This is a genomic window from Variovorax sp. PDC80 (assembly GCF_900115375.1).
Classification (GTDB): Bacteria; Pseudomonadota; Gammaproteobacteria; order Burkholderiales; family Burkholderiaceae_C; genus Variovorax.
This window is the reverse complement of record NZ_FOWG01000019.1, coordinates 75,030-91,934: the sequence shown is the minus strand read 5'-3', so window position 1 is coordinate 91,934 and position 16,905 is coordinate 75,030. Positions and strand designations below refer to the sequence as shown.

At 69.0% G+C, this 16,905-nt stretch carries 22 protein-coding genes; 13 read left to right on the top strand and 9 right to left on the bottom strand.

The window, feature by feature from the left end:
• Positions 1-18: 18 nt before the first annotated feature.
• Together BM109_RS37380 and BM109_RS37375 are read right to left on the bottom strand one after the other, a co-directional pair.
• Complete coding sequence (locus BM109_RS37380) at positions 19-471, bottom strand: DUF2846 domain-containing protein (protein WP_093354670.1); 453 nt, start codon at positions 469-471, stop codon at positions 19-21.
• Positions 468-887 (bottom strand): hypothetical protein, encoded by a 420-nt coding sequence (locus tag BM109_RS37375; protein WP_093354668.1) that lies wholly within the window; start codon positions 885-887, stop codon positions 468-470. The genes BM109_RS37380 and BM109_RS37375 overlap by 4 nt, the downstream gene beginning before the upstream one ends.
• 188 nt (positions 888-1,075) lie before the next feature.
• On the opposite strand from BM109_RS37375, the gene BM109_RS37370 reads away from it, so the two are divergent.
• The 6 genes from BM109_RS37370 to BM109_RS37350 all read left to right on the top strand — a co-directional run bounded on the left by BM109_RS37370 (position 1,076) and on the right by BM109_RS37350 (position 6,099).
• A complete protein-coding gene (locus tag BM109_RS37370) occupies positions 1,076-2,305 on the top strand; it encodes an MFS transporter (protein ID WP_093354665.1) in 1,230 nt (409 codons plus the stop codon).
• Between the two features lie 34 nt (positions 2,306-2,339).
• Complete coding sequence (locus BM109_RS41410) at positions 2,340-2,480, top strand: hypothetical protein (protein WP_172705632.1); 141 nt, start codon at positions 2,340-2,342, stop codon at positions 2,478-2,480.
• Between the two features lie 31 nt (positions 2,481-2,511).
• Positions 2,512-3,093 (top strand): class I SAM-dependent methyltransferase, encoded by a 582-nt coding sequence (locus tag BM109_RS37365; RefSeq protein WP_093354663.1) that lies wholly within the window; start codon positions 2,512-2,514, stop codon positions 3,091-3,093.
• Positions 3,094-3,184: 91 nt separating this feature from the next.
• Complete coding sequence (gene dapA, locus BM109_RS37360; RefSeq protein WP_082322177.1) at positions 3,185-4,075, top strand: 4-hydroxy-tetrahydrodipicolinate synthase; 891 nt, start codon at positions 3,185-3,187, stop codon at positions 4,073-4,075.
• A gap of 159 nt (positions 4,076-4,234) precedes the next feature.
• Positions 4,235-5,317 carry an outer membrane protein assembly factor BamC gene (gene bamC, locus BM109_RS37355; RefSeq protein ID WP_093354660.1) on the top strand — a complete coding sequence of 361 codons (1,083 nt, stop codon included), beginning with the start codon at positions 4,235-4,237 and terminating at the stop codon, positions 5,315-5,317.
• A 5-nt stretch (positions 5,318-5,322) separates the two neighbouring features.
• Positions 5,323-6,099, top strand: a complete 777-nt coding sequence (locus BM109_RS37350; protein WP_093354658.1) for an MBL fold metallo-hydrolase — start codon at positions 5,323-5,325, stop codon at positions 6,097-6,099.
• Between the two features lie 99 nt (positions 6,100-6,198).
• Here the strand turns inward: BM109_RS37350 and BM109_RS37345 are convergent, their stop codons facing one another.
• The 3 genes from BM109_RS37345 to BM109_RS37335 form a co-directional block, all read right to left on the bottom strand.
• Entirely contained in the window at positions 6,199-6,465 is a 267-nt protein-coding gene (locus tag BM109_RS37345) for a hypothetical protein (RefSeq protein ID WP_093354655.1), read from the bottom strand.
• Between the two features lie 100 nt (positions 6,466-6,565).
• Positions 6,566-7,081: a hypothetical protein gene (locus BM109_RS37340; protein ID WP_093354653.1), complete on the bottom strand. Its 516-nt coding sequence runs from the start codon at positions 7,079-7,081 to the stop codon at positions 6,566-6,568.
• Positions 7,071-8,213: a cupin domain-containing protein gene (locus tag BM109_RS37335; protein WP_093354650.1), complete on the bottom strand. Its 1,143-nt coding sequence runs from the start codon at positions 8,211-8,213 to the stop codon at positions 7,071-7,073. The genes BM109_RS37340 and BM109_RS37335 overlap by 11 nt, the downstream gene beginning before the upstream one ends.
• A 14-nt stretch (positions 8,214-8,227) precedes the next feature.
• On the opposite strand from BM109_RS37335, the gene BM109_RS37330 reads away from it, so the two are divergent.
• On the top strand, positions 8,228-8,752 hold the full coding sequence (locus BM109_RS37330) for an FKBP-type peptidyl-prolyl cis-trans isomerase (RefSeq protein WP_093354648.1): 525 nt from the start codon (positions 8,228-8,230) through the stop codon (positions 8,750-8,752).
• 78 nt (positions 8,753-8,830) lie between these two features.
• Here the strand turns inward: BM109_RS37330 and BM109_RS37325 are convergent, their stop codons facing one another.
• The 4 genes from BM109_RS37325 to coaBC form a co-directional block, all read right to left on the bottom strand.
• Complete coding sequence (locus tag BM109_RS37325) at positions 8,831-9,331, bottom strand: outer membrane lipoprotein (RefSeq protein WP_057595940.1); 501 nt, start codon at positions 9,329-9,331, stop codon at positions 8,831-8,833.
• 204 nt (positions 9,332-9,535) lie between these two features.
• Entirely contained in the window at positions 9,536-9,982 is a 447-nt protein-coding gene (gene dut / locus BM109_RS37320) for a dUTP diphosphatase (RefSeq protein ID WP_057595939.1), read from the bottom strand.
• Positions 9,979-10,443: a hypothetical protein gene (locus BM109_RS37315; RefSeq protein ID WP_093354645.1), complete on the bottom strand. Its 465-nt coding sequence runs from the start codon at positions 10,441-10,443 to the stop codon at positions 9,979-9,981. The genes dut and BM109_RS37315 overlap by 4 nt, the downstream gene beginning before the upstream one ends.
• Positions 10,443-11,666 carry a bifunctional phosphopantothenoylcysteine decarboxylase/phosphopantothenate--cysteine ligase CoaBC gene (gene coaBC, locus BM109_RS37310; protein ID WP_093354643.1) on the bottom strand — a complete coding sequence of 408 codons (1,224 nt, stop codon included), beginning with the start codon at positions 11,664-11,666 and terminating at the stop codon, positions 10,443-10,445. The genes BM109_RS37315 and coaBC overlap by 1 nt, the downstream gene beginning before the upstream one ends.
• Positions 11,667-11,845: 179 nt before the next feature.
• On the opposite strand from coaBC, the gene BM109_RS37305 reads away from it, so the two are divergent.
• The 6 genes from BM109_RS37305 (at position 11,846) to BM109_RS37280 (ending at position 16,890) form a co-directional block, all read left to right on the top strand.
• Complete coding sequence (locus BM109_RS37305) at positions 11,846-13,528, top strand: CTP synthase (RefSeq protein WP_093354640.1); 1,683 nt, start codon at positions 11,846-11,848, stop codon at positions 13,526-13,528.
• Positions 13,525-13,815, top strand: a complete 291-nt coding sequence (locus BM109_RS37300) for a DUF1330 domain-containing protein (protein ID WP_093354637.1) — start codon at positions 13,525-13,527, stop codon at positions 13,813-13,815. Before BM109_RS37305 ends, BM109_RS37300 begins: the two co-directional genes overlap by 4 nt.
• A gap of 28 nt (positions 13,816-13,843) precedes the next feature.
• Complete coding sequence (eno, locus tag BM109_RS37295; protein ID WP_093354635.1) at positions 13,844-15,127, top strand: phosphopyruvate hydratase; 1,284 nt, start codon at positions 13,844-13,846, stop codon at positions 15,125-15,127.
• Positions 15,128-15,243: 116 nt separating this feature from the next.
• Complete coding sequence (gene ftsB / locus BM109_RS37290) at positions 15,244-15,522, top strand: cell division protein FtsB (RefSeq protein WP_093354631.1); 279 nt, start codon at positions 15,244-15,246, stop codon at positions 15,520-15,522.
• A 55-nt stretch (positions 15,523-15,577) separates the two neighbouring features.
• Positions 15,578-16,198: a nicotinamide riboside transporter PnuC gene (pnuC, locus tag BM109_RS37285; RefSeq protein ID WP_093354629.1), complete on the top strand. Its 621-nt coding sequence runs from the start codon at positions 15,578-15,580 to the stop codon at positions 16,196-16,198.
• Positions 16,195-16,890, top strand: coding sequence for an AAA family ATPase (locus tag BM109_RS37280; protein WP_093354626.1), 696 nt, complete (start codon positions 16,195-16,197; stop codon positions 16,888-16,890). Before pnuC ends, BM109_RS37280 begins: the two co-directional genes overlap by 4 nt.
• Positions 16,891-16,905: the final 15 nt, after the last annotated feature.

The following is a 16,905-nucleotide window of genomic DNA, read 5'->3' as shown; positions in this document are numbered from 1 at the left end:
CCCGGGAAAATGCAGGCCTTACTTGGCGGCTGCGACCGTGCCGGTGTAGCTCAGCGATTGCAGCTCGGCCTTGGCCTTGTCGGCCGACTCGAGCTCGACGACGATGCGACCGACCATCAGGCCCATGCTCGGCGAGGTGCGCAGGTACTTGATCTCGTTGGGCGCGAGCGTGAAGCTGGCGGTCTTCTCGGTCTCGGTCGCGGCCGCCGCCACGTAGTTGCCGGCCGGCCGGTCGACGTAGAAGAAACCGCCCGGCTTGGAGGTGCCGACCACCGTGTCGTTGAGACGGATGTCGGGCTGGATCGCGGCGCCGAACATCGAGGACGAACGGAAGAAGTAGATGCGGCCCTCGCCGGCCTTGACGCTGGGCATCGAGGCGGCCATGTCCTGGTACTTGACGCCGCTGGCGCAGCCTGCGGCGAGCACGACGACGGCCGCGAGCGCGGCGAATTTCAGAACGGTTCTTCTCACGGTTGAGTTCCTTTTGGAAGTTGTACTGGGGGATCGAGCAGGGAGAAGCGCGCCTCGGCAGGCAGGTAGAAGCCTTGCAGCACGCCATTGCGAACGACCAGCCAGGCCTCGTGGACCTGCTGGCCTTCGATGCTGAACACGAGATCGACGGGTCGGTACACGGAGCCTTCGCTCAGGCGCCCGGCCGGCACCCAGCGGCTGCTGGCGGGGATCTGGCGTCCGTAGCCGGTCGGCAGGCGAATCTCCAGCGGCGCGGTGAAACGCAGGTCCACCGGTTTGCTCGATGGATCCACCGCCGAGAGCTGGGTCGGCACGCTGCGCACCGCGGGTGCGCAGGCGGGAAGCAGGCTCGCCGCCGCGGCGGTGGCAAGGATGGCCAGCAACGCGCGCAGGGCGCGGCGGTTCGTTCGCTCCATGGGAATCCCTCCCCTCGTCTTTTTGTGTTGCCCGCAAATGTAATCAATTGCGACCAAAAATTTCTACCCGGCAGCATGAAATATTTCCGCTTTGATGCCATTCCGGCATTGAAACGCCGCCGATAAATCATCAATGGCTGTCGCCGACGGCGCGCATGCCAAAGCCGGCTCTTGGCTACAGTCGCCGCATGCAATCGCCTTCCACTCCCTCCCTCTCGATCAGGCAGGTGCTGTTCTGCGGCGCCATGATCGTCACGCTCTCGATGGGCATCCGCCATGGCTTCGGGCTCTGGCTGCAGCCGATCACGCAGGCGCAGGACTGGAGCCGGCAGACCTTCTCGTTCGCGCTGGCGATACAGAACCTCTCGTGGGGCATCTTCGGGGTGTTCGCGGGCATGCTGGCCGACCGCTTCGGCGCGTTCCGGGTGCTGATCGGCGGCGCGGTGTTCTATGCGCTGGGCCTGCTGGGCATGGCGCATTCGCCGACGCCGCTGCTGTTCACCTTGAGCGCCGGCCTGCTGATCGGCGCGGCCCAGGCCGGCACCACCTACGCGGTGATCTACGGCGTGATCGGGCGGCAGATCCCGGCCGAGCGGCGCTCGTGGGCGATGGGCGTGGCGGCCGCGGCCGGCTCCTTCGGCCAGTTCCTGATGGCGCCGGTCGAGGGCCGGCTGATCGGCCAGTTCGGCTGGCAGACCGCGCTGGCGGTGGTCGCCGTGCTGGTGCTGGTGATCGTGCCGCTGGCCTTCGGCCTGCGCGAGCCGCGGCGCGAAGCGGCGGCCGCGCAGCGCGAGCAGTCGGTGCTGCAGGCCGTGGGCGAGGCCTTCCGCTATCCGAGCTTCGGCCTGCTGATGGCCGGCTATTTCGTCTGCGGCTTCCAGCTCGCGTTCATCGGCATCCACATGCCGACCTACCTGCGCGACAAGAGCCTGCCGGCCGACGTGGCCGGCTACGCGCTGGCGCTGATCGGCCTGTTCAACGTGTTCGGCACCTACACGGTGGGGCTGCTGGGCCAGAAGCTCGCCAAGCGCAAGATCCTGGCCGCGATCTACTTCGCGCGGGCGGTGTCGATCGCGCTGTTCCTCGTGGTGCCGACCTCGCCGCTGAGCGTCTATCTGTTCTCGGCCGCGATGGGCTTCCTCTGGCTCTCGACGGTGCCGGCCACCAACGCGATCGTGGCGGGCATCTTCGGCGTGGCCCACCTCTCGATGCTCAGCGGCTTCGTGTTCCTGAGCCACCAGGTCGGCTCCTTCCTCGGCGTCTGGCTCGGCGGCTACCTCTACGACACCACGGGCAGCTACGACGTGGTCTGGTATCTCGCGATCGCGCTCGGCGTGTTCGCGGCGCTGGTCAACCTGCCGGTGCGCGAGAGCGCGATCGCGCGCCCGGTGGGCCGGCCCGCCGCGCACGCGGGCTGATACGCGGGCTGATGCCGGGCTCACAATGGCGGCCATGACACCCCTCTCGCGCCAACGGCTCGCGCGCACCGGCTGGTTCGCCGCCGCGGCGCTGGCGCTGGCGGGCGTGTTCAGCCTCTACACCCACCCCGAATTCGCGGTGATGCTGGTCGACCAGATCTGGTCGTGCTTCTGACCGATCGCGCGCCCCGCGGGCGCAAGGCGCCATGAAAGATGTAACCAATCCCCCTTCCCCGGTCCACGGCCTGTCTGCGCCCTCGGAATGGATCGTGCGCTGGAGCCACCTGCTCGCGCCGGGCGCCACCGTGCTCGACGTGGCCTGCGGCGCCGGGCGCCACATGTACTGGTTCGCGCAGCGCGGGCACCCGGTCACGGGCGTCGACCGCTCGCCCGAGGCCACCGCCGCGGCAGCCGCCTTCGGCGCGGTCGTCACCGCCGACATCGAGGACGGCCCCTGGCCCTTCGCCGGCCGGGGCTTCGGCGCGGTCGTCGTCACCAACTACCTGTGGCGGGCGCGGCTGCCCGACATCGTCGCGGCCGTCGCGCCCGGCGGCGTGCTGCTCTACGAGACCTTCGCGGCGGGCAACGAGAGCGTGGGCAAGCCCTCGCGGCCCGACTTCCTGCTGCGCCCGGGCGAACTGCTGGCCGCCTGCGACGGGCTGCGCGTGGTGGCCTACGAGGACGGCTTCCTGAGCGAGCCGGCGCGCTTCGTGCAGCGCATCGCGGCGGTCCGGGCGCCCGCCGCCGCGGCGGACCTGCCGGCGCGCCATCCGCTGAAGGCCGCCTGACCACCCCCTCGGGACCCGGGGCCGCCCGGGTGGCGGGCAGGGGGTGCGCTATTAGAATGCGTGCTTTCGTCCACGACAAAGAGATTCCCCCTTGGAGCAACTCACAGGCAGCATCGTCGCGCTGGCCACGCCGATGCACGACGACGGCAGCGTTGACTATCCCGCGCTGCGCCGGCTGATCGACTGGCACATCGACGAAGGCACCGACTGCCTCGGCGTCGTCGGCACCACCGGCGAATCGCCCACGGTCGACGTGGAAGAGCACTGCGAAATCATCCGCGTGTCGGTCGAACAGGCCCGGGGCCGCGTGCCCGTCATGGCCGGCTGCGGCGCCAACTCGACCAAGGAAGCGATCGAGCTCGCCAAGTTCGCCAAGGGCGTGGGCGCCAATTCCCAGCTCCAGGTCGTCCCCTACTACAACAAGCCCACGCAAGAGGGCCAGTACCAGCATTTCAAGGCCATCGCCGAAGCCGTGGGCGACCTGCCCACCGTGCTGTACAACGTGCCCGGCCGCACCGTCGCCGATATGGCGCACGACACCGTGCTGCGCCTGGCCCAGGTGCCCGGCATCATCGGCATCAAGGAAGCCACCGGCAACATCGAACGCGCCCAGTGGCTGATCCGCGACCTGCCCGAGCGCTTCGCCGTCTACTCGGGCGACGACCCGACCGCCGTGGCGCTCATGCTGTGCGGCGGCAAGGGCAACATCAGCGTCACGGCCAACGTGGCGCCGCGCAAGATGCACGAGCTGTGCGTGGCCGCGCTCGCGGGCGACGTGAAGCGCGCGATGCAGATCCAGTTCGAACTGATGCCGCTGCACCGCAACCTGTTCGTCGAACCCAATCCGATTCCGCTCAAGTGGGCCATGTCCCGCCTCGGCCTCTGCGGCGGTGCGCTGCGGCTGCCGCTGACCGAGCTCTCCGAGGCCAGCCGTCCAGCGGTCGAGGCCGCGCTGCGCGCGACCGGGCTGCTCAAGGACTGATGCGCGCCACCGCGCCCTCGCCACCTCCACATTCCCTCCACGATCTTCTTTTACCCTGCCGCGTCCGAGGTTAAGCAACCTTTTGCCTGAACCGAGCTCAGAACGGGCGGGCACAGCGGCCCATCGATTGACCGAACCATTCCAACAAGGAAGACGACGTTGAAGTACCTCTCGCGATTCGCACTCCTGGCCCTCGTCGCCAGCCTCGCCGCCTGCTCCGTTCTCGAGAGCGACAAGATCGACTACAAGAGCGCCGGCAAGGCCCCGACGCTCGAAGTGCCGCCCGACCTGTCGCAGCTCTCGCGTGACAACCGCTACAACATCCCCGGCGGTGCCGTGACCGCCAATGCCTACCAGACCGGCGTCGCCAACGCGCCGGGCGTGCCCACCGCCGTCTCGAACCTCGGCGACGTGCGCCTGGAACGCACCGGCACGCAGCGCTGGCTGGTCGTCAACCGCTCGCCCGACCAGCTCTGGGAGCCGGTCAAGGACTTCTGGCAGGAAAGCGGCTTCCTGCTGACCACCGAGCAGCGCAACCTCGGCATCATGGAAACCGACTGGGCCGAGAACCGCGCCAAGCTGCCGCAGGACATCATCCGCGGCACGCTGGGCAAGCTGGTCGACTCGATCTACTCCACCGGCGAACTCGACCGCTTCCGCACCCGCATGGAGCGCACGGCGAACGGCACCGAGATCTACATCAGCCACCGCGGCATGCAGGAGGTCTACACCAACACGCGCCAGGACCAGACCGTCTGGCAGCCGCGTCCGTCCGACCCCGAGCTCGAAGCCGAATTCCTGCGCCGCCTGATGGTCAAGCTCGGCGTCTCGCAGGAGCAGGCCAAGCAGGTCGCGGCCACCGCCGCCGCGGCACCGGTGCAGACCGCGCGCGTGGCCAACGTCGGCGGCCAGCCGATCGTGCAGCTCAGCGACGGCTTCGACCGCGCATGGCGCCGCGTCGGCCTCGCGCTCGACCGCACCGGCTTCACGGTGGAAGACCGCGACCGCAGCGCCGGTGTCTACTTCGTGCGCTACGTGCCGCCGAACCCCGACAAGAAGGAGCCCGGCTTCTTCGGCAAGCTGTTCAGCTCGAGCAAGACCGAGTCGCCGCTCAAGTTCCGCATCCTGATCAAGAGCCAGGGCGAGAGCAGCACGGTGTCGGTGCAGAACGAAGCCGGCGCGCCCGAGACCTCGGCCAATGCCGAGCGCATCGTCAAGGTCATCGCCGACGACCTGAAGTAAGTCCCATGCTCCGCTTCCGAAGCCTCGGCAGCGGCAGCACGGGCAATGCCGCGCTGGTCGAGGCGACCAGCGGCGGCCGCACCTCCCGGCTCCTGATCGACTGCGGCTTCGGCATCCGCCAGCTCGATCAGCGGCTGGCCCGCGCCGGGCTCGCCGCGAGCGACATCGATGCCATCTTCGTCACGCACGAACACGGCGATCACATCGGCTGCGCCCACACCCTCTCGCGGCGCAACCGCATTCCCGTCTGGATGAGCGAAGGCACCTGGCTGGCCACGGGCGGGCGCGACTTCGAAGGGCAGCTGCACATCGCGCGCGACGACGAGGATTTTGCGGTCGGCGAGCTCTCGGTGCATCCCTTCACCGTGCCGCACGATGCGCGCGAGCCGCTGCAGCTGCGCTGCACCGACGGCAACCGCACGCTCGGCGTGCTGACCGATCTCGGCCATGCCACCGCCCACGTGCTCGCGCGCCTGAGCGGCGCGCATTCGCTGCTGCTGGAGTTCAACCACGACAGCGAGCTGCTGGCCAACTCGGCCTATCCGCCGTTCCTGAAGATGCGCGTGGGCGGCAACTACGGCCACCTCTCGAACCAGGCCGCCGCGGAGATCGCGCGCGCGGTGCTACACGACGGGCTGCGCCACGTGGTCGCGGCGCACCTGAGCGAGCAGAACAACCGGCCCGAGATCGTGCGCCAGCTGATGGCGCAGGCACTCGGCGGCAACGAGGCCGAGATGCTCACCGCGAGCGCGGCCGAAGGCTCGCCCTGGCTCGACGTCTGAGAGCGCGTGCCGCGCGATCGGCAGCCGATTGAAAGGCGATTGAAAGCCCCATGAAGAAAGCCGCCCTGGAGGCGGCTTTGCTTCGTGTGCGGCGACGGCTTACTTGCTCGGCGCTTCGCCCTTCTTCGCGGCTTCGGTCGCGGCATTGGCCGCATCGAGTGCCGACGATGCGGCGGCCGATGGTGCCGAGGCGCCCATCGACGGCGCCGATGCGGCAGGTGCGGGCGCGGGGGCCGGTGCGGGCTCGGTCACGGGCGCGGGCGGCGGCGTGGTCACGGCGGGCGCCGCATCCTCCTTCTTGCCGCAAGCCACCAGGGCGGAAGCGGCGAGCAGCGAGGCGAGCAGGACGGACGTTGTCTTCTTCATGAAAAGGCTCCTTTGGCAATGAAGGTCTTGAGGGACGAAAAAAATTCTAGACCCGCATGCTGTCGCTCTTATGTCTGGCCGCGGGATTCGCGGCATTGGCTTACAAGCCCAGCGTGCTCGCGGGAAAGGCGGGCCGGGCCTGGCGCCAGCATTCCTCGATCGATTCGCGCAGCGCGCTGCGCGTGCGCGCATCGGCACTGGCGAGACCGCGGCCGCGCTCGACGTCGATGCGATGGAGGAACCACGACGGTGTCCACAGCGCGCTCGGCACCCCGCTGCCAGCCTGTGCCGGCGACACGCGCAACGCGCGGCATTCGACGATGTGGTCCCAGCTGCGGCGCCAGCCGACGAAGCGCGCATGCCGGCGCTCCACGCCATCGAAGCGCTCGGCCAGCAGCACCAGCCTGCGGCCGCTGGCCGACCAGGCCTGCAGCGCCTCGATGCTCGCGCGCTCGCCCAGCGGCCAGTCGGCGAAGTCGGGGTCGCTGAAGATCAGTTCCTTCCAGCCCTGCTGCGCGGCAGACGCGAGCGCGGTGCGCAGCAGGCGGTCGAAGTCCTCGCGGCCATCGAAGCGGCCCTCGGGCAGCGACGACGGCAACGCGGTGTCACTCGGCATGCAGCCAGCCCGCCTCGCACCATTCGGCCAGCAGCGACAGCGCATCGTCGCTGGCCTTCGCGAGCTCGCGCGGCCCGAGCGCGCGCCGGTCGGCGAGGCGCCGCATCAGCGTGGCATCGGCCCCGCCCGCGCGGAAGCTCTCGCCGTTGATGTAGAGATGGCGCGCGTCGTAGAGCATGCGCGTGCGGCGGTCCAGCCGCACCGCGCGCAGCGCATCGGGCGCCTCCCCGCCTTCGTCGAACCAGGTGCTGGCCTTGAGCTCGGTCAGCGATTCGCCGAGCGCGCGGTCGATCGCGTCGGGGTCGCGCAGCGCCATCTCGACCGCCTTGCGCGCGAAGGCCTGCAGCGCGGCGGGCATGGCACCGGGCGCCTCGACCGCGGGCTGCGCGGGGTCGCGGTAGCGCACGGCGGCGGACGGACCCGCGTCCTCGAGTTCGTCGGCATGGGCCTGCGCGATGCGCGCCAGCAGGTCGGCACCGAGCTCGCCCGCGGACGGCGAACGCAGCCCGATCGAGAAGGTCATGCAGTCGCCGCCGACCGCCACGCCGTCGTGCGCATAGCGCGGCGGCAGGTAGAGCATGTCGCCGGGCTCGAGCACGAAGCTCTGCTCGGGCTCGAAGCGCTCGAGGATCTTGAGCGGCACGTCGGGCTGCAGCCGCAGGTCGCCCTGCTTGCCGATGGACCAGCGGCGCCGGCCCTGCGCCTGCAGCAGGAACACGTCGTAGCTGTCGAAATGCGCGCCCACGCCGCCGCCGTCGCTCGCGTAGCTGATCATCAGGTCGTCGAGCCGCGCGTCGGGCAGGAAGCTGAACTGCCGCAGCAGCGCATGGATGCCCTCGTGGTGCAGGTCCACGCCCTGCACCAGCAGGGTCCAGGCGGCCTGCTTCAGCGAGGGCAGCGAACGGCGCGGCAGCGGGCCGTGCTTCAGGCTCCAGCCGGTCTTGCCATGGCGGATCAGCCGGGATTCGACCTCCTCGCGTTCGGCCAGCGCGAACAGCGCGGAACGGTCGATGGGTGGCACCATGTCGGGTACCGCCTGTCGCACCAGCAGCGGTTTCTTCTGCCAGTGCCGCCGCATGAACTGCGCGGCGCTCAGGCCGCCCAGCAGGGGCAGCGGTGTTGTGATCTCCATGGGAGAATTCTGCAATGGAAATCTCTGAACAATGCGTGGTCGGCCTGACCTGGACCCTGAAAGACACGCTCGGCGATGTGCTGGACGTGCTCGACGAACCGGTCGAATTCCTGATCGGTGGCGACGATCTGTTCGACGTGATCGAGGCAGCCCTGCAGGGCCATGAGCCTGGCGACCGCATCCAGCTGCAGGTCGAGCCCGAACAAGGCTTCGGCGACTTCAACGACCAGTTGCTCTTCCTCGAGCCGCGCGCCCTGTTCCCCGAGGGCACCGAGGAAGGCATGAGCTTCGAGGGCAGCGCGCTGCCCGCGGGCGTGAGCGAGAACATCCCGAAGGATGCGATGTACACGGTGTCCGAGATCTACCCCGAGCACCTCGTGCTCGACGGCAACCATCCGCTGGCGGGCATCGCGATCCGGCTCGACATCCTCGTGCGCTCGGTGCGCGAAGCCACCGAGGAAGAGATCGGCCGCGGCACCGCGGGCACGGCCTTCTTCAAGGTGCAGCCGGTCTCGCCGGGCAACGACACGCTGCACTGAGTCCCTCGGCGCATCAACGACAAAGCCGGGCAGTGCCCGGCTTTTCCTTGGCTGGCGCGACGTGACGCCGATGCCGACCTACATGCGCGAGAGCTGGCCGTTGTCGATGCGCACGCGGTCGCCGATGCGCAGGTCGCCCGGGTGCTGCACGTCGAAGGCACGGTAACCGCCGCGGTCGGTCTGCACCGAGATGCGATAGCTCTCGTAGGCACGCGGACCGTTCTGCTGCGCCTCGATGGTGTTGCCCAGCAGCGCGCCGCCGATCACGCCGAGCGCGGTGGCCGCCGCACGGCCGTTGCCACGGCCGAACTGGTTGCCCACCACGCCGCCGATGACGCCGCCGGCCACGGCACCGCCACCGGTGGTACCGGTGCCGGCGGTCTCGCTGCGCAGCACCTCGATGTTCGCCACGTGGCCGTACTCGACGTAGGCGGCCTCGCGGTAGGGCACGGCCTGCGGCGGCGGCTGGTAGGGATAGCGGGAGGTCTGGTAGACCGGTGCGGGTGCCACGCAGGCGGTGAGCGTGGCCAGGGCCAGCACGGATGCGGTGACGGAAACGAAGCGCATTGAGATCTTCATGTTGAAAGGCTCCTCGGAAAGAACGGTGCGCCACGCGATGGAGCGGCGCACCCGCCTGTGTGTTCAACGCCGCAGTGGCCACGGCGATGACGCAAGGACACAAGCTGAAACCTGTGAGCCCCGCCCCGCTTCCGAGGTTCCTTTCTTTACCGCCGCGATACGCGCCGTTGCGCGCGGTTGCGCATCGCTGCAGTCAGCTGCCGGTCAGTGCTTGCCGGTTGAACCGTAGCCGCCCTCGCCGCGCTGCGTGGGCGCGAACTCGGTGACGACATGGAACTTCGCCTGCACCACCGGCACGATGACCAGCTGCGCGAGCCGCTCCATCGGCTGCAGCACGAAGGGCGTGTCGCTGCGGTTCCAGGCGCTGATCTTGAGTTCGCCCTGGTAGTCGCTGTCGATCAGTCCGACCAGGTTGCCCAGCACGATGCCGTGCTTGTGGCCCAGGCCCGAGCGCGGCAGGATCATCGCCGCATAGGCCGGGTCGCCGAGATGGATCGCGATGCCGGTGCCCACCAGTTGCCAGGCATTGGGCTCCAGCGTGACGGGCGCATCGATGCAGGCCCTGAGATCGAGCCCCGCGCTGCCGGGTGTGGCGTAGGTGGGCAACTGCTCCACCATGCGGGGATCGAGGATGCGGACGTCGACTTTCACTTGCTTGCTTTTCCTTGTTGAGATTCTGTCTCGCGGCGGTTCGCCTGCTCGAGCACCTGCTGCCACTTGGCCGCGCCCGGGAAGGCCAGCGTCTTGAGCTTGCCGGCGAACCAGAAGGCCAGGCCGGCCAGCACCACCAGCACGTAGATCGGCACGCCGACCGACCACAGGATCACGAAAGCCACGCCGGCCGCGCCGAGCACGGGCTTGGTGAGCGCGCCGAAGGGCCCGCCCTGCGCGGATTCGGACTTGGCGGCATTGGTGGCCGCGGCGCGCGCGCGGGCCTGCGCCGGCGGCACCACCGCGCCCGGTCCCGCGCTCGGCGTCATGCCGACGTCGAGCCCGTGTTCGCCGGTCACGTCCGTCTGGCCGCGCCCGAGGTTCCTCGCGGCCTGGGCCGTCAGCCCCTCGACATAGCGCACGAAGTCGCCATTGGGCGGGGTGTTCCATTCAGCCTTCATCAGACCCTCCAGTCGGGCAGTCGCGCCGCGATCTCCGTCATGAGCTCGCGCGCCAGCGTGAGCTTGGGTGCGCGAGGCAGTTCGCGCACGCCATCGGCGTCCACGAGCAGCAGCGCATTGTCGTCCTGGCCGAAGGTCAGCGGGCCGATATTGCCCACCAGCAAGGGGATGCCCTTGCGCTCGCGCTTGGCCTTGGCATGCGCGACGAGGTTCTCGCTCTCGGCCGCGAAGCCCACGCAGAACAGCTTCTTCGCCTGCGCGCGCTCGCTGCGCGCCACGGTCAGCAGGATGTCGGGGTTCTCGACGAACTCGAGCACCGGCGTCTTGCCGCTGCCGTCCTTCTTGATCTTCTGGTCGCTCTGGGTCGCGGGGCGCCAGTCGGCGACCGCCGCCGTTGCTACGAAAACGCTAGCACGCGAGGATGCACCGACGGTCGCCGCGAGCATCTCCTGCGCCGAGCGCACGTCGATACGGGTGACGCCGCGCGGCGTCGGCAGGTGCACCGGCCCGGCCACCAGCGTGACCTCGGCGCCGGCTTCGCGCGCGGCGCGGGCGATGGCGAAACCCATCTTGCCCGACGAGTGGTTGGTGATGCCGCGGATCGGGTCGAGCGCCTCGAAGGTCGGTCCGGCCGTCACCAGCAGGTGCTGGCCCGCGAGCAGCTTGGGATGGAAGAAGGCGGTGATGTCTTCCAGCAGCTGGGCCGGCTCGAGCATGCGGCCGTCGCCGGTCTCGCCGCAGGCCTGCCAGCCGTTGCCCACGCCGAGCACGGTGGCGCCGTCGGCCGCCACCTGCGCCAGGTTGCGCTGGGTCGCGGGATGCATCCACATCTCGCGGTTCATGGCGGGCGCGAGAAGCAGCGGCACGCGGTCGCGCGGCCGCGCCAAGCACAGCAGGCTCAGCAGCTCGTCGGAGCGGCCCTGCACCAGGCGCGCGATGAAGTCGGCGCTGCAGGGCGCGAGCACGATCGCGTCGGCCTCGCGGCTCAGGTTGATGTGCGGCATGTTGTTGGGCTCGCGCGCGTCCCACTGCGAGGTGTAGACGAGGCGGCCCGACAGCGCCTGCATCGTGACCGGCGTCATGAACTGCTCGGCCGATTCGGTCATGACGACCTGGACCGTGGCCCCCGCCTTCACGAACAGCCGGCACAGCTCGGCCGATTTGTAGCAGGCGATGCCGCCCGTGAGTCCCAGAACGATGTGTTTGCCGGCGAGGTCTTGCATGGTGGGGCGGAGTGTAATGACCCGCGCATCCCCGCCGCGCCCTGGGGCGAACGGTCGTTCGCGGCGGCCCCGATGTCCCGCGCCGGGCGAGGTAACAGTGTCCACCCGCGCCGGGTGTCGCCGGGGGCACACCTATAATCTCAATTTCCCACTGCCCGGTCCTCGCGTCCGGAACTGGCATGACCAAATTTGTCTTCGTCACCGGTGGTGTGGTGTCTTCCCTCGGCAAGGGAATCGCCTCCGCCTCGCTGGCCGCGATCCTCGAATCGCGCGGCCTCAAAGTCACCCTCATCAAGCTCGATCCCTACATCAACGTCGACCCCGGCACGATGTCGCCGTTCCAGCACGGCGAGGTGTTCGTCACCGACGACGGTGCGGAAACCGACCTCGACCTCGGCCACTACGAGCGCTTCATCACGACGCGCATGCGCAAGGCCAACAACTTCACGACCGGCCAGATCTACAAGACCGTGCTCGAGAAGGAACGCCGCGGCGACTACCTCGGCAAGACGGTGCAGGTGATCCCGCACATCACCAACGAGATCCAGGAATACGTCAAGCGCGGCGCCGGCATCGGCACCGCGCACGAGGTCGACGTGGCCATCGTCGAGATCGGCGGCACCGTGGGCGACATCGAGTCGCTGCCCTTCCTCGAGGCCGTGCGCCAGATGAGCCTGCGCATGGGCCCGAACAACTCGGCCTTCGTGCACCTGAGCTACGTGCCCTGGATCGCCGCCGCCGGCGAGCTCAAGACCAAGCCCACGCAGCACACGGCGCAGAAGCTGCGCGAGATCGGCATTCAGGCCGACGCCCTGCTGTGCCGCGCCGACCGCCCGATCCCCGACGACGAGCGCGCCAAGATCTCGCTGTTCTCGAACGTGCCCGAATGGGGCGTGATCTCGATGTGGGACGTGGACACCATCTACAAGGTGCCGCGCATGCTGCACGAGCAGGGCCTCGACGGCCTGATCTGCGACAAGCTGCGCATCAACACGCCGCCGGCCAAGCTCTCGCGCTGGGACGAACTGGTCTACGAGGTCGAGCATCCGCAGCAGGAAGTGGCGATCGCCATGGTCGGCAAGTACGTCGACCTGTCGGACAGCTACAAGTCGCTCAACGAGGCGCTGCGCCACGCCGGCATGAAGAACCATGCACGCGTGAAGATCGACTACGTCGACTCCGAGACCATCACCGCGCAGGACGTCTCGCGCCTGGCCAAGTACGACGCCATCCTCGTGCCCGGCGGCTTCGGCCAGCGCGGCGTCGAGGGCAAGATCCTCGCGGCCCGCTTCGCGCGCGAAGGCAAGGTGCCCTACCTCGGCATCTGCCTGGGCATGCAGGTCGCCACCATCGAGTACGCGCGCCACGTCGCCGGCCTGCCCGATGCCAACAGCACCGAGTTCGACCCCGAGACCTCCTGCCCCGTGATCGCGCTGATCACCGAGTGGAAGGACGCCGACGGCACGATCAAGGTGCGCAACGAGAAGTCCGACCTCGGCGGCACCATGCGCCTGGGCGCGCAGAGTTCCGACGTGACCGACGGCACGCTGGCCCACAGCATCTACGGCGACGTGGTCACCGAGCGCCATCGCCACCGCTACGAAGCCAACGTCAACTACCTCGACCAGCTGCGCAGGGCCGGCCTCGTGATCTCCGCGCTCACGCAGCGCGAGCAGCTCACCGAGATCGTCGAGCTGCCGCAGGACGTGCACCCGTGGTTCATGGGCGTGCAGTTCCACCCCGAGTTCAAGTCGACGCCGTGGAGCGGCCATCCGCTGTTCAACGCCTTCATTAAGGCCGCGCTCGACCACAAGGGCCAGGGCGCCGGCAATGCGGGCAAGACGCTGAAGGCGGTTGCGTGACCAGCGCCTACATCATCGCCAACGTCGAAGTCACGAACCCGACCCAGTACGAGGAGTACAAGAAGTGGTCGACCGCCGCCATGCAGGCGCATGGCGCCGAGGTCTGCGTGCGTGGCGGCAAGGTCGAGGTGCTCGAGGGTGACTGGGCGCCGCAGCGCATCGTGATCCTCAAGTTCCCGAGCGTCGAGGCCGCGAAGCAGTTCAACAGTTCGCCCGAATACGGCAAGGCGCGCGAGTCGCGCCAGGGCGCCGCGATCATGCGCATGATCGTCGTCGAAGGTCTGTGATCCGTTTTTACTGGAGAAAGAAAAGAAGATGAGTGCAATCGTTGACATCGTCGGCCGCGAGATCCTCGACAGCCGCGGCAATCCCACCGTCGAGTGCGACGTGCTGCTCGAATCGGGCACCATGGGCCGCGCGGCCGTGCCCTCGGGCGCATCCACCGGTTCGCGCGAAGCCATCGAGTTGCGCGACGGCGACAAGAAGCGCTACCTCGGCAAGGGCGTGCTCAAGGCGGTGGAGAACATCAACACCGAGATCTCCGAAGCCGTGCTCGGCCTCGATGCCAGCGAACAGGCCTTCCTCGACCGCACGATGATCGACCTCGACGGCACCGACAACAAGGGCCGCCTGGGCGCCAACGCCACGCTGGCCGTGTCGATGGCCGTGGCCCGCGCGGCCGCCGAGGAATCGGGCCTGCCGCTGTACCGCTACTTCGGCGGCATGGGCGGCATGCAGATGCCGGTGCCGATGATGAACGTCATCAACGGCGGCGCGCACGCCAACAACAGCCTGGACCTGCAGGAGTTCATGATCATCCCCGTGGGCGCACCGAGCTTCCGCGAAGCCGTGCGCTACGGCGCCGAGGTGTTCCATGCGCTCAAGAAGATCCTGGGCGACCGCGGCATCAGCACCGCCGTGGGCGACGAAGGCGGTTTCGCGCCGAGCGTCGAGAGCCATGAAGCGGCGATCCAGCTGATCCTCGAAGCCATCGACAAGGCCGGCTACGTGGCCGGCGAGCAGATCGCGCTGGGCCTGGACTGCGCCGCGAGCGAGTTCTACAAGGACGGCAAGTACGTGCTGGCTGGCGAGAACCTCTCGCTGTCGGCCGAGAACTGGACCGACATGCTGGCGACCTGGGTCGACAAGTACCCGATCATCAGCATCGAGGACGGCATGCACGAAGGCGACTGGGACGGCTGGAAGCACCTGACCGAACGCCTGGGCAAGCGCGTGCAGCTGGTGGGCGACGACCTGTTCGTCACCAACACCAAGATCCTGCAGGAAGGCATCGAGAAGGGCATCGCCAACTCGATCCTGATCAAGATCAACCAGATCGGCACCCTGACCGAGACCTTCGCCGCGATCGAGATGGCCAAGCGCGCCGGCTACACCGCCGTGATCTCGCACCGCTCGGGCGAAACCGAGGACAGCACCATCGCCGACATCGCCGTGGGCACCAACGCCGGCCAGATCAAGACCGGCTCGCTCTCGCGTTCGGACCGCATCGCCAAGTACAACCAGCTGCTGCGCATCGAGGAAGACCTCGGCGACATCGCCGTCTACCCGGGCCGCGGCGCGTTCTACAACCTCAAGTGATGCCCCCTCCCCGGCCCGAAGAGCCGCGCGCATTGCCGCTTTTTCCGCATTTCGCGGATCGGCGATGCGCCGTCCCTGGCGGGCCGTGCGGGGAGCGCGGGTAAAGTCCGCGGACCATGCGCGCGCGATTCATTCCTCCCATCGTTCTGCTCGTGCTGCTGGCCATCCTCCAGTGGCAGCTGTGGAACGGGCGCGGCAGCGTGCGCGACGTGGCACAGCTGCAGGCCAAGCTGGCCTCGCAGAAGGAGTCGAACGCGAAGGCCGCCATCACCAACGAGCGGTTGGCCTCCGAGGTCAACGACCTCAAGGACGGCCTCGAGATGGTCGAGGAACGTGCCCGCCAGGAGCTGGGCATGGTCAAGCCCAACGAGGTCTTCGTCCAGATCGCCCACTGATCCACGCGGGCCGCTCTCGCCGAGCCCTCGGCGCGCCGTGCACGCCGCCCAGCCGATGCCCGAACTCCTCTCCGCCCCCGCCTTCGCGCTCTGGGGCTCTCCCGTCACCTGGCTCGAATGCGTGGCCGCCGTGCTGGCATTGGCCATGGTCGGCTGCAACATGCGCGAGATCCACTGGGGCTGGCCGCTGGCGATCGTCAGCTCGCTGCTCTACGTGGGCGTGTTCGCGCAGGCGAAGATCTATGGCGACGCCTCGCTGCAGGTCTTCTTCGCGGTCGTCGCCTTCTGGGGCTGGCTGCAATGGCTGCGCGGCCACCGGGCCGACGGCTCGGCGCTGCGCGTGAGCCGTCTCTCGCGCCGCGGCCTCGCGCTCGCGCTGCTGGCCTGCGCGCTGGCCTGGCCCGCGGTCGCCCTCTTCCTGCGCCGCTTCACCGACACCGACGTGCCCTGGTGGGACGGCTTCGCCACCGGCCTGAGCCTGGTCGGGCAGTTCCTGCTCGGGCGCAAGTTCATCGAGAACTGGGTCGTGTGGCTGGCCGTCAACCTGGTCAGCATCGGCCTCTTCGTCCACAAGGGCCTGTGGCTCACGGTCGGGCTGTACGCCGTGTTCGCGGCGCTCAGCGTGGCCGGCTACCTGGCCTGGCGCCAGCGGCTGCCGAGGGCGGCCGCCGCATGACGCCCGTGCTGCCCACCGGCTGCATCGTCGCGCTGCTCGGCGCCGAGAGCACCGGCAAGACCGAGCTCGCGCGCGCCCTCGTGCAGCGCATGAACGAGCGCGGCATCCACGCCACCTTCGTCGGCGAGTACCTGCGCGAATGGTGCGAGCGCGAAGGCCGCACGCCGCGTGCCGACGAGCAGCAGGCCATCGCCGAGGAGCAGACCCGCCGCATCGATGCCGCGGCCGCGCTCGGCGTGGCGGTGGCCGACACCACGGCCGTCATGACCGCCGTCTACAGCGAGCTGCTGTTCGCCGACACCACGCTCTACCCCGATGCGCTCGCGGCCCAGCAGCGCTGCGCGATCACCCTGCTGACCGCGCTCGACCTGCCCTGGGTGGCCGACGAGATGCGCGATGGCCCGCACGTGCGCGAGCCGGTCGACGCGATGGTGCGCCGCGCGCTCGCCAGCGCGGGCGTGGCTTACACCGTGGTGCATGGCAGCGGCAGCGAACGGCTGGCCAGCGCCTGGCGCGCGATCCAGAGCGTGGCCGACCGCGGCGGCCTGTCGCGTGACGGCGGACGCGATGCCGTAGCGCCCGATCGCGGTGCCGCCACGGCGAGCGAAGGCTGGACCTGGTCCTGCGACAAGTGCTCCGATCCCGAGTGCGAGCACCGCCTGTTCACCGACCTGCTCGCGCGCCGCGAGTGAGGCCGCCGCGCCCGC